Below are 10,837 nucleotides of genomic sequence, written 5' to 3'. Positions count from 1 at the left end.
GCTTCGGGTTCGGGCGGGGGTGGCGGGACGAAGCGGCCCTGGCAGTCATAGGCGCCGGACGGCAGCGTGTCGGGGGCGTCGCCCAGCCGCTGCCGCGTCACGTCGAGGCGACGGGCGTTGCGGATCGTCCAGCCATGCGCCTGCGCGGCCAGCGTCCGATCCATTACCTGCCGCCGCACGATGCGGACACGCCGGATGAAATCGGCGTCGAGCTTGCGCTGCTCGAGCTCGACGAGCGGGATGAGCGATGCGCTGCCGAGACCCTGCAGATAGCAGAGGTCGAGCTGCGCGCCGCGTCCGCCCGCCTCGCGCGCATGGCGGACGTTCCACGCGGCGGCCATCGCGCCCGTATCGACGAAGCAGAACAACAGCAGCACCGAGCCGGCGGCGGCGAGATTGGTGTTGATCAGCCAGCCCGTGCTCCTTTCGCGCAGCATCCGCCAGCAGATCAGGATCAGCCCCACCGCGACCAGCCCCATCCAGGCAAGCGCGGCGATTCGGAGCCGCGTGAGCGAATAGGCGTCGACATAGTCGAGCGTGCGCAGGATCGTCGAGGCGACGAGGAAGACGTTCTGCGCGATCCACAGCACGAGCAGGCGCCGGATCAGCGGATCGGCGGCGGTCCGCGAACCGGGGCGCAGCGTGACGATCACGAACAGCCCCGCGAGCAGCGCGGTCGCGATCAGCGGATAGGCCCCGCGATGCGCATATTGGGCGAGCGTCATGCCCTCGGGGAGCGCGAGCCCGCCCCAGAGATAGGCGATGTCGAGCGCGTTCTGCAGCGCGAACAGCGCATTGAACAGGATCAGCGAGAGCGTCACCGAACCGATCGTCACGCCCGCGAGTGCGATGTCGCCGCTGCCGTCGAAGGGGGCGAACACCCGCGATATCCGCCGTGGCCTGAGCGTTCCCCAGACGAGCGTGAAAAGCATCACCCAAAAGGTCGCCCGAACAATCGTCTGGGGCGAGATGGTGGGCAAGCTGATCGCGGCGAGCGCTTCGGAGATCATTGGATTGGCGAGCGCAAAGAGCAGCAGGATCACCGCGCTGCCCGCGATCGGCAGTGCCAGAGTGGGCAGCATTGCGCCGATTCGCGGCAGCCACTGCCGGCCACGCCGTGCCCGCCTGAGCTTCCAGGCATCAACGACCGGGCCCGCGAGGCTGCGCAGGCCGTGGACGAACAGGCGCTGGAACCATTGCCAGCCATCGTCGAAACTGGCGGTGGCCGGGATCAGCGCGGCGGTGCTGAGCGCAACCCAGAAGATCGCCCAGGCGAGCAGACCGGGATCGAAGACGAGCGCGGCGCCGGCAACCGCCGCAATGCCGACAGCAATCCAGGCGTCCGGACGTCGGCGCAGCGCCGGACTGCCCGCTATGGTGACGGCAAGCCAACCCAGTGTGAAAAACCCGATCGACGCGCCGAACTCGCCACGCTGGTAGAAGAGCAGGTCGCCCGCCGCGACGAGCGTGAACGCGAAGCCAAGCTTCAAGGGAAAACCGTGCCGGCGTGCCGGTAGCGCAATCGATGCCATGTCCTTCTCCCCGATGGATACGGGGCCGGTGTGGCGGATCGAAGCCGAGGATGATCGCGGCAAGCCGTGTTCGAACCATACGCAATCGGTGCAGAAGATGTGCAGACCCGGGAACGCGCGGTTGATCAATGCCTTGCCGGCGCCGGGTGCGCGGGGCATGCTCGGCCCGATGGGAGAAAGGACCGTGTCTTTCCTGCGCCAGTGACCGATCGGCCCGGGATGGACGGCCCCGCGGTCCGCTTCGATGCGGTCTCCAAATCCTATGGTGCGGCGGCACCCGCGGTGAGCGCGGTCACGCTCGATATCGGCGCGCGCAGCTTCGTCGCGCTTGTCGGTGCCTCGGGTTCGGGCAAGTCGACCTTGCTCAAGACCGTCAACCGGCTCGTCGAGCCCGACGGCGGCGGGGTGATGATCGGCGGTGAGCCGGTTGCAGAGACGCCGCCGCACCGTCTGCGGCGTGGCATCGGCTATGTCTTCCAGAATATCGGCCTGTTTCCGCACATGACCGTCGCGGAAAATATCGCGATCGGGTTCAGGCTCGAGGGCAGGGAAGCCGATGGCCGCGTCGGCGAGCTGCTCGACCTTGTCGACCTGCCGCGCGACTTCGCGACGCGCATGCCCGATGCGCTTTCGGGCGGGCAGCGTCAGCGCGTCGGCGTGGCGCGCGCGCTCGCGCTTTCGCCCGGGCTGTTGCTGATGGACGAACCCTTTGGCGCGCTCGATCCGGTGACGCGCGACCAGCTTGGCCGGCGCGTGCGCGCGCTGCACGACCGTCTGGGGCTGACGACGATCATGGTGACGCACGACATGGCCGAGGCGCTGCTGCTCGCCGATCGCGTGCTGGTGATGGAGTGGGGCGCGATCGTCGCCGATGCGACCCCGCACGACCTGCTTGCGGGACGCGCCGGTGCGGTGGCCGACGCGCTCGTCGCGATCCCGCGCGCACAGGCCGAACGGCTTCAGCAGCTGGGAGGGGACGGCGCATGAGCGCGCAGCTGCACGCAGCGCTCGCACGGCTGCCCGAACTGCTCGCGGCGCATGTGCTGCTCGCCGCCGCCGCGCTCATGCTCGCGCTGGCGGTCAGTCTGCCGGTCGGCATCGCCGCCGCGCGCCGGCCCGCGCTCGCGCGCATCGTCCTCGGCTTTGCAAGCCTGATCCAGACGATCCCCGCGCTCGCGCTGCTCGCGCTCTTCTACCCGCTGCTCCTCATGCTGTCGGCGCTGGTCGGCGGCGGTATCCCGGCGCTCGGCTTCCTGCCTTCGCTGCTCGCGCTGAGCCTGTACGCGTTGCTGCCGATCCTAAGGAACGGGGTGACCGGGCTCCAGGGGATCGATCCCGCAGTCATCGAGGCCGCGGATGCGGTGGGGATGACGCCACGCCAGAAGCTGCGGCTGGTCGAGGCGCCGCTTGCGGCTCCCGTGGTGATGGCGGGGGTGCGCACCGCGGCCGTGTGGACGATCGGGGCGGCGACGCTCTCTACCACCGTCGGACAGCCGAGCCTTGGCGACCTGATCTTTGCAGGGCTGCAGACCCAGAACTGGGTGCTGGTGCTCGTCGGCTGTGCTGCGGCCGCCGCGCTCGCGCTTGCGGTCGACGCACTGCTCGGACTCGTCGAGCATGCGGTTCGCCACCGCCGGCGCGTGCCGGGTTTTGTTGCGCTGGGCGTGCTGCTCGCGGGCATCGGCGCCGCCGCTCTCCCGATGCTCGCGCCCGCGCCGGCCGTCATCACGATCGGCGCAAAGAATTTTTCCGAGCAATATATCCTCGCACGCGTGATCGGGCGGCGCCTCGAGGCCGCGGGCTATCGCGTGCGCTATCGCGAGGGGCTGGGTTCGGCGGTGATCTTCCGCGCGCTTTCGGCGGGCGATATCGATGTCTATGTCGACTATGCGGGGACGCTCTGGACCAACGAGATGCGCCGCACCGATACGCCGCCGCGCGCCGCGATGATCGACACGATCGCGCGCTGGACGCGCGAGAAGCAGGGCGTGTCGATGCTCGGGCCGCTTGGGTTCGAGAATGCCTATGCCTTTGCGGTGCGCGGCGACGACGCGCGAAGGCTGGGGCTGCGCACGCTCGACGATCTCGCGCGGGCCTCGCCGGGCATGACGCTCGGCAGCGATCTCGAATTCCTCGAGCGCCCCGAATGGGCGATGGTCGGCCGCGCCTATCCGCTGCGTTTCGCGGCGACGCGCGCCTACAGCCCCACCTTCATGTATCGCGCGCTGGAAAGCAGGCAGGTGGGGGCGATCTCGGCCTTTTCATCGGACGGACGCATCGCCGCGCTGAAGCTTGTGGTGCTCGCCGATCCCAAGGGTGCGATTCCCGGCTATGACGCGCTGCTGCTCGTCGCGCCGGAGCGTGCGCGGGATGCGCGATTCAGGAACGCGCTGCGGCCGCTGATCGGGGCGATCCCCGTCGAGCGGATGCGCGAGGCCAATTATCGCGTCGACCGCTCCGATTCCGCCAAACAAAGCGCCGCCGAGGCCGCGGCATGGCTCGACGACGCGATCGCGCGACGCTAAAAGGCGCGCCGGTTCGCGTTGAGATGACAGGTTGACCGTGTACAGGCTTTTCCTTGCTCCGATCCTGACCCTGTTGCTGGGTCTGGTATCGCCCGCTTCGGCGCAGGTCGTCATGACCTTCTACTCGCACGACCTCGACGATCACTTCCCGCACGCCTTCTTCACGTTGAAGGGCACGACGATCGACACGGGCGAAGCGGTCGACACCAATTATGGCTTCACCGCCAAGACGATCAGCCCCGCGATCCTGTTCGGTTCGGTCCCCGGCCGGATCGATATCGCCAAGCCCGGCTATGTGGGGCATTCCAAGGCGCATTTCGCTGTCACGCTAACCGACGAACAATATCGCGCAGTGCTCTCGCTGGTGGATAAATGGCGCAACGCGCCGGGCAAGAGCTACAATATGAACCGCGCCAACTGCGTACATTTCGCCGGGCAGGCGGCGCAGGTGATCGGCCTCAACGTGAGTTTTCCCGAAAAGCTGATGAAGAAGCCGCGAAGCTATCTGGAGGAGATCCAGCGACTCAACCCGCAGCTGACCGACCTCAGGCTTGTTGAAGGCAAGAAACAGGAAGCCGTGCACGCCGCCGCCCGCTAGGCCGTGGGCGCATCACATCAGGAGAACCGCCATGGACGATCGTCAGCGTGAAAAGGCACGCGCATTCGCTGCACTGCATGTGAAGGGCGACCCGCTGATTCTGTTCAACATCTGGGATGCGGGTTCGGCCAGGGCAGTAGCCGATGCAGGCGCGAGGGCGCTCGGCACGGGCAGCTGGTCGGTCGCGGCCGCCTGTGGCCTGGGCGACGGTGAAGCGCTGTCGATGAACGACGCGATCACCAACTTCAAACGGATCACCGCTGCGGTCGACCTGCCCGTCACGCTCGATTTTGAAGGCGGCTATGCGGTGAAGCCCGGCGATGTCGCCGACAATGTCGCCTGGGCGGTTTCGGCAGGCGGCGTCGGCATCAATTTCGAGGATCAGGTCGTCGGCGGCGAGGGGCTTTACCCCGCAGCCGATCAGGCAGCGCGCATTGCCGCGATCCGTGGGCGCGCGGGCGAAGACTTCTTCATCAATGCGCGCACCGACGTCTTTCTCAAGGCCGCGGTCGATACGCATGACGCCGCGATGGTCGACGGCGCGATCGAACGCGCAAAAGCCTATGCCGCAGCGGGCGCGAGCGGTTTCTTCGCGCCCGGGCTGATGGACGAGTCGCTGATCGCGCGGCTGTGCGAGGCGGTCACGCTGCCCGTCAATATCATGGCCTTTCCGGGCGTCCCGGCGGCGAAGCGGCTAGGCGAGCTCGGTGTCGCGCGCGTCAGCCACGGCCCCGGACCTTATCAGACGGCGATGAAGGCACTTGGCGATGCCGCCAGGGCGGTCTTCGCCTGAGCTGCTCAGGGAAGCTTCGTTACCTGGATATGCACCGCGCGCCATTCGTTTTTCTCGCGGCGGAAGGTGTCGGTGAAACGGATGCGGCTGGCAAAGGGCTTGCCGCCCGCGGTCCCGCGGATGGTAACCGCGGCCCCTGCGATCCCGGCATCGGCGCCCAGCGGCATGATCACGCGATCCTCCAGCGTGACCGGCTCGTAGCGCGTGTCGGAGTCGCTCCATCCTGCGATGAAGGCCGCCTTACCCTGCCGTTCGCCGGTGCCGGTGATGAAGACGAGTTCGTCCGAAACCATGCGTTCCAAAGCCGCGCGGTCCTGCGCGATCTGCGCCTGGTCGAAGCGATCGGCAAAGGCGCGCAGGTCATCAATCTGCGCACCGGGCGCATTGGCGCGCACCGTCGCCAACGTCATGAGACAAAGCGCCGCCAGCCCAATCAGCGTCACGCGTTGCATCACAGTCTTCCCCCTCGCGATCATGCGGGCACGAACTTCATCGCGACCCCGTTCATGCAATAGCGTTTGCCTGTCGGCCTTGGACCGTCATCGAACACATGCCCCAGATGCCCGCCGCAACGCCGGCAATGGACCTCGGTGCGCGGCACGCCGATCTTCCAGTCGGTGCTCGTTGCGACCGCATTGGGCAGGGGGCGCCAGAAACTGGGCCACCCGGTTCCGCTGTCGAACTTGGTCCTTGAAGAATAGAGCGGCAGTGCGCAGCCCGCGCAGATGAAGGTGCCAGCGCGTTTTTCCTTGTCGAGCGGGCTGGAAAAGGGGCGCTCGGTCGCGGCCTGGCGCAGCACCGCGAATTGCAGCGGCGTCAGCCGCTTTTTCCACTCGGCGTCGCTGTAGCTGACCGCGTAGCGCTGCGGCGCGGCCGCGCACATGCGGTAGCCCAGCAGGCCCGCTGCGCCGGCAACGAGCCCCGAGCCGATCAGGACGCGGCGATCAATCATCATCGGTACTCACTTCTTCGACCCCCGGCGCGGGGGTGCCGCGATGCCCGCGGATCAGTAACGGGTGATCTGGACGGGCAGCGCCTTATAGCCGTTGACGAAGCACGCCGCGACCCGCTCGGGCGCTGACAGCGGCTCGACGCGCATCCGCCGTTTGGCCATCTCCTCGAGCAGGATCGTGATCTGCAGTTCGGCAAGTCGCGCGCCGACACACCGGTGGATGCCATAGCCAAAGGCGAGGTGCCGCCGGGCATTCTCGCGGTCGAGGATCAGCTTGTCGGCATCGGGGAAGACGCTCTCGTCGCGATTGCCCGAAATGTACCAGAGCACGAGCTTGTCGCCCTTGGCGATCTTGTGCCCCTCAAGCTCGGTGTCCTCGGTCGCGGTGCGGCGCATGTGCGACAGCGGCGTCTGCCAGCGGATGATCTCCGACACTGCATTGGGGATCAGCGCGGGATTGGCCTCGAGCCTGGCGCGCTCCTCGGGGAATTGCGAGAGCCCCCAGACCAGGCCCGACATCGTGTTGCGCGTCGTGTCGTTGCCGCCGACGATGAGCAGGATGAGATTCCCCATGAACTCGTGCTGGTCCATGTGGCTCATCGCCTCCGAATGGATCATCATCGAGATCAGGTCGGGGCCGGGCTCGGCCTTGGTGCGCTCTTCCCACAGGCGCGAGAAATAGGCGGCCATCTCGAACAGCACGTCCAGCCGCTGCTTTCGCGTCTCCTCATTGTGGACGAGCTCGATATTGCCTGCCCAGTCGGACCACCAGGTCAGCTTGCGCCGATCCTCCCAGGGGAAGCCGAACAGGATCGCGAGCATCTGCGTGGTGAGTTCGATCGAAACGGTATCGACCCAGTCGAATTCGGCGTTCCAGGGGAGCGAATCGAGGACTTCGGCGGTACGCTGGCGAATCGACTCGGTCAGCCGCACCATTTCGCTCGGGGTGAAGGCGGGGGCGACCGTCCGGCGCTGCGCGGTGTGCTGCGGCCGGTCCATCGCGATGAACATCGGCATGACGAAATCGACGGTCTCGGGCCGGTCGGCGATGGTGATCCCGCCATGTTCCCATGACGAGGAATAGAGCTCGGGCAGCGATTCGACATGGACGATCGGCTTGTAGGTCGAGACCGACCAGTAAGCGCCGAAGGCGCTGTTCTCGCAGCGATAGACGGGAGCCTCGGCGCGCAGTCGGCGGAAGGGTTCATGCCACTGATGGTCGCGGTAGATTTCGGCGCGGCTGACGTCGAGCGGATCGGCGGGCGCTGCCGCCTCGCGGGCAAGGGTGGCCATGACTGCGTCTCTCCTGATTGCGCCTGTCCCGACGCTTTTTCAGTTGCAGAATGCCACTATTTACAGAGGTGTCAACGACACTCCGTCGAATCGGTGGGGCGGTGCACCGCATCTGCAAAAAAGGGAACCGGAACGCCTGTTCCGGCTCCCTTCTTCCGCGTGCCGCCGGGGGGAGGAGCGGCGCGCAGATATTTGAGCGGGTCAGAAGGCGTAGGAGATGCCGAGCAGGCCCTGCGTGTTGCTCACGCCCTTTTCGTAATTGTAGTAATTATATTCGGCGCGCAGTTTCGCGTGCGGCGCAACCTGAGTCTCGAGGCCGCCACCAACACGGATGCCGTCGCCCCAGGACTTGTCGGAGACGTCGTTCTCGATGGTCTTGATCTGGTTGCGCGCATAACCCGCACGGACATAGGCTGCGGTGCTGTCGGAAATGTCATAGCCGGCGCGCGCGCCGACGCCCCAGCCCCAGCGCGACTTGAGCCGGAAGGAATTGGTGCCGTCGTCGAGCCGCGCTTCGGCGGTGTTGAGGTCGATGTTGGCCTCGGGTGCCACGAAGAAGCCATTGCCCAGCGCAACATTGTAGCCGGCATAGGCCGAACCGCCGACACCCGTCGAACCAATGCTGTCGAGACCGTCGACATCGGCGTTGGGCGCATCCACCGTCACCGCGACGCCGACATAGGGGCCGGTTTCGGTGCCTGCATGGGCGGCTGTGGCGAAGGCGAGCGCGGACGCCGCAAGAATCATCTTACGCAACATCGTATTTCCTTGTTTTGTCTAACGTTTCCCCGAACCGGGTAGGCACGATCTAGGGGCCGTACCGATCGGTTACAATCATACGTGAGGATTAAATTTCGGCCTTTACGATTGCAGCTTTTGCACCTGTTGCCCTGGCGCGGCTGAACAGCGGGTCCGATCCCGATTTGAGCACCCCGCGGCGGAACATGCGCGCCGCGACCGTGATCACCAGCGCAACCCACAAGGCTTGCCAGCCAAGCGCGAGCAGGTGCGGCCAAAGCCGCGGGTCGGTCGCGCCATGCGCTGCCATTGCATAGGGCGAGGAGAAGGGGAAAATCTCCGCGGCAAGAGCGAGCGGGATGCCGGGGTTCGATGCGGCCGCCGACGACAGGCCGAACATCGCCACTTGGAAGATCGTCACGGGTAGTGACAGCATCTGGATCTCGCGCACCGTTCCGGCCTGCGCCCCGATGCCAAGGAAAACCGCGCCGAGCAGGAGATAGGCCATGGTGAAATAGGCCGCGGTGAGCAGCAGGAAAGCGGGCATGCCGATCGCCGGCTTGATTCCCGCCAGCGCGAGCCCGTCCGCTGGAAGCTGGCTGATGCCCAGCAGCGTCAGCGTGCCCCAGAAGGCGACGAAGAGCAGGGCCACGCCGAACAGGCCGATCAGCTTGCCGAGGAACACGGCCTCCAGCGGTACCGCGGCGGCAAGGATCTCGATCACCTTGTTGCCCTTTTCCTCGGCCATCATGCCGACCGCCTGGCCTGCCAGCAGCAGCGTCAGCAGAAAGATCGAGAAGATCGCCGCGAAGCCGATGCTCTGCCGCGCGGCGCCCGGCGGCGGGGGTGCCTTGACCTGCGCCATGTTGGGGTGGCTCAGCATCTGGCCCGATCTGATCCCGCCGCGCGCCTCGCGCAACACGCGCTCCGCAAGCTCGGCCAGATAGGCAGCGGTGCGCTCGCCCCCCGGCCCGCTCAGGATCATCGGGCGATCAAGCGGCCCGTGGAGGACCGCAGAGGTCAGCAAACCGCTGCGCGCGAACAATGCGCGCGCCTGCGCGTCCGGGTTCCCCGACGGGGCGCTGATGCGCAACGGCGGCGGGGCCTCCCCGGGACGATAGATGACGCGAAGCGCACGGTCCGCCGCGATGAGGCGTGCGCCATCCTCCGCCGATGCGATCGCCACGATCTCGCGCTGGATTTCGGGGGGGCGCGAGACCTGGACGGCGCCAAGCCCGCCTATCAGGCCAAGGGCCAGCATGAGGAAGGGGGCCAGCAGGAACAGCAGGAAGGTGGGCGTCGCGACCGTCGCGATGAAATCGCGCCGCGCGATCACCGCGGTCTGGCGAATGAGACGTCTCATGGCTGCGCCTCCTGCATGGCGTCGCCGACGATCTTGACGAAGGCGTCGTGCAGGCCGGGCCGCTCGATCGACAGCCCCGCAATGCCATGACCGCGCGCCATCAGCGTTTCGAGCAGCGGCTCGATTCCTTCACTGGGCAGCGTGAAGCGCCAGGTCTCGCCCAGTTTCTCGGCATCGGCGGGGAGCAGCGCGGCGAGGCCCGCGCCATTGCTGCGCGGCGTATAGAGCGCCCGCATCGGCAATTGCCCGCGTGCTTCGTCAACGGTGCCTTCGAAGCGCCGCTTGCCGCCCGCGATGATCGCCAGCCGATCGCACAGCCGCTCGGCATGTCCCATCACGTGCGTCGAGAAAAGCACCGTGGCGCCGCGCGCGCGTTCGGTGCGGATCAGCGCCTCAAGCCGTTCCTGATTGACCGGATCGAGCCCCGAAAAGGGCTCGTCGAGCACGATCAGGTCGGGGCAATGGACGATCGAGCCCAGCAGCTGGACGAGCTGTGCCATGCCCTTGGACAGCTTGCGGATCTTGCTGTCGACCGCATGACCGAGACCCGCTGCTTCGAGCATCCCGGCGGCGCGGACACGCCCTTCCTTCCAGTCGAGACCGCGCAGCGCGCCCATGAAGGCGATCGCCTCGCGCGCCTTCATCTGTGGATAGAGCCCGCGCTCCTCGGGCAGGTAGCCGATGCGGTCGCCCTCGGCGCGCGGATTGGGGTTTCCGAAGATCGCGCGGCTGCCGCGGTCGGGCTCGAGGATGCCGAGCAGCATGCGCAAGGTCGTCGTCTTTCCCGCACCATTGGGGCCGAGCACGCCGTAGATCATGCCGGTCGGCACCGCGAGGTCGACGCCGTCGACCGCGGTCCGGTTACCGAAATCCTTGCCGAGGCCGGTCGCGCGAACGGCTATGTCGTCGGCCCCCAGCCGTACCGAGTCCTGTTGCATAAGCCTGTCGAGGTTGAGCATATTCGCGGTCGGGTCAACGGGGATCCGTGCCATCGTAGCGGGTCGGGTGCGATGGGGCTATGATGCGCGGGCGATCCATGTATC

General features: G+C 66.8%; 11 protein-coding genes. 4 read left to right on the top strand and 7 right to left on the bottom strand.

Features of this window, described 5'->3' with window-relative positions; all coding sequences use genetic code 11:
• Positions 1-1,691, bottom strand: a 1,691-nt coding sequence (locus AC3WJD_RS12040; protein WP_492746881.1) for a DUF4153 domain-containing protein, incomplete at its 3' end; no start/stop codon positions are given.
• 60 nt (positions 1,692-1,751) lie between these two features.
• On the opposite strand from AC3WJD_RS12040, the gene AC3WJD_RS12035 reads away from it, so the two are divergent.
• The 4 genes from AC3WJD_RS12035 to AC3WJD_RS12020 are packed head-to-tail and all read left to right on the top strand — an operon-like array spanning position 1,752 to position 5,448.
• Complete coding sequence (locus AC3WJD_RS12035; RefSeq protein WP_492746885.1) at positions 1,752-2,519, top strand: ATP-binding cassette domain-containing protein; 768 nt, start codon at positions 1,752-1,754, stop codon at positions 2,517-2,519.
• Complete coding sequence (locus tag AC3WJD_RS12030) at positions 2,516-4,057, top strand: ABC transporter permease/substrate-binding protein (protein WP_492746880.1); 1,542 nt, start codon at positions 2,516-2,518, stop codon at positions 4,055-4,057. Before AC3WJD_RS12035 ends, AC3WJD_RS12030 begins: the two co-directional genes overlap by 4 nt.
• 37 nt (positions 4,058-4,094) lie before the next feature.
• On the top strand, positions 4,095-4,655 hold the full coding sequence (locus AC3WJD_RS12025; RefSeq protein WP_492746879.1) for a hypothetical protein: 561 nt from the start codon (positions 4,095-4,097) through the stop codon (positions 4,653-4,655).
• 31 nt (positions 4,656-4,686) lie between these two features.
• Complete coding sequence (locus AC3WJD_RS12020) at positions 4,687-5,448, top strand: isocitrate lyase/PEP mutase family protein (RefSeq protein ID WP_492746877.1); 762 nt, start codon at positions 4,687-4,689, stop codon at positions 5,446-5,448.
• A gap of 5 nt (positions 5,449-5,453) precedes the next feature.
• Here AC3WJD_RS12020 and AC3WJD_RS12015 read toward each other — a convergent pair whose 3' ends face one another.
• The 6 genes from AC3WJD_RS12015 to AC3WJD_RS11990 all read right to left on the bottom strand — a co-directional run bounded on the left by AC3WJD_RS12015 (position 5,454) and on the right by AC3WJD_RS11990 (position 10,732).
• Entirely contained in the window at positions 5,454-5,900 is a 447-nt protein-coding gene (locus AC3WJD_RS12015; RefSeq protein WP_492746876.1) for a nuclear transport factor 2 family protein, read from the bottom strand.
• A 20-nt stretch (positions 5,901-5,920) separates the two neighbouring features.
• Positions 5,921-6,403, bottom strand: a complete 483-nt coding sequence (gene msrB, locus AC3WJD_RS12010) for a peptide-methionine (R)-S-oxide reductase MsrB (RefSeq protein WP_492746875.1) — start codon at positions 6,401-6,403, stop codon at positions 5,921-5,923.
• 51 nt (positions 6,404-6,454) lie between these two features.
• Positions 6,455-7,693 carry a cytochrome P450 gene (locus AC3WJD_RS12005; protein WP_492746874.1) on the bottom strand — a complete coding sequence of 413 codons (1,239 nt, stop codon included), beginning with the start codon at positions 7,691-7,693 and terminating at the stop codon, positions 6,455-6,457.
• 201 nt (positions 7,694-7,894) lie between these two features.
• The gene (locus tag AC3WJD_RS12000; RefSeq protein WP_492746872.1) at positions 7,895-8,452 is read right to left on the bottom strand and encodes an outer membrane protein; all 558 of its coding nucleotides are present in this window, start codon (positions 8,450-8,452) and stop codon (positions 7,895-7,897) included.
• 88 nt (positions 8,453-8,540) lie between these two features.
• A complete protein-coding gene (locus AC3WJD_RS11995; RefSeq protein WP_492746871.1) occupies positions 8,541-9,794 on the bottom strand; it encodes an ABC transporter permease in 1,254 nt (417 codons plus the stop codon).
• Positions 9,791-10,732 (bottom strand): ABC transporter ATP-binding protein, encoded by a 942-nt coding sequence (locus tag AC3WJD_RS11990; protein WP_492746884.1) that lies wholly within the window; start codon positions 10,730-10,732, stop codon positions 9,791-9,793. Before AC3WJD_RS11990 ends, AC3WJD_RS11995 begins: the two co-directional genes overlap by 4 nt.
• Positions 10,733-10,837: the final 105 nt, after the last annotated feature.

The sequence above is a fragment of the Sphingobium sp. FW306-1B-F04DB genome (genome assembly GCF_058781925.1).
This window is presented reverse-complemented; position numbering and strand designations above follow the sequence as displayed.

Excerpts from the sequence above, each read along its gene's own strand:
- AC3WJD_RS12005 (WP_492746874.1), bottom strand. The coding sequence starts at position 7,693 with ATGGCCACCCTTGCCCGCGAGGCGGCAGCGCCCGCCGATCCGCTCGAC.
- AC3WJD_RS12015 (WP_492746876.1), bottom strand. The coding sequence starts at position 5,900 with ATGCAACGCGTGACGCTGATTGGGCTGGCGGCGCTTTGTCTCATGACG.
- AC3WJD_RS11990 (WP_492746884.1), bottom strand. The coding sequence starts at position 10,732 with ATGCAACAGGACTCGGTACGGCTGGGGGCCGACGACATAGCCGTTCGC.
- msrB (WP_492746875.1), bottom strand. The coding sequence starts at position 6,403 with ATGATGATTGATCGCCGCGTCCTGATCGGCTCGGGGCTCGTTGCCGGC.
- AC3WJD_RS12020 (WP_492746877.1), top strand. The coding sequence starts at position 4,687 with ATGGACGATCGTCAGCGTGAAAAGGCACGCGCATTCGCTGCACTGCAT.
- AC3WJD_RS12030 (WP_492746880.1), top strand. The coding sequence starts at position 2,516 with ATGAGCGCGCAGCTGCACGCAGCGCTCGCACGGCTGCCCGAACTGCTC.
- AC3WJD_RS11995 (WP_492746871.1), bottom strand. The coding sequence starts at position 9,794 with ATGAGACGTCTCATTCGCCAGACCGCGGTGATCGCGCGGCGCGATTTC.
- AC3WJD_RS12000 (WP_492746872.1), bottom strand. The coding sequence starts at position 8,452 with ATGTTGCGTAAGATGATTCTTGCGGCGTCCGCGCTCGCCTTCGCCACA.
- AC3WJD_RS12035 (WP_492746885.1), top strand. The coding sequence starts at position 1,752 with ATGGACGGCCCCGCGGTCCGCTTCGATGCGGTCTCCAAATCCTATGGT.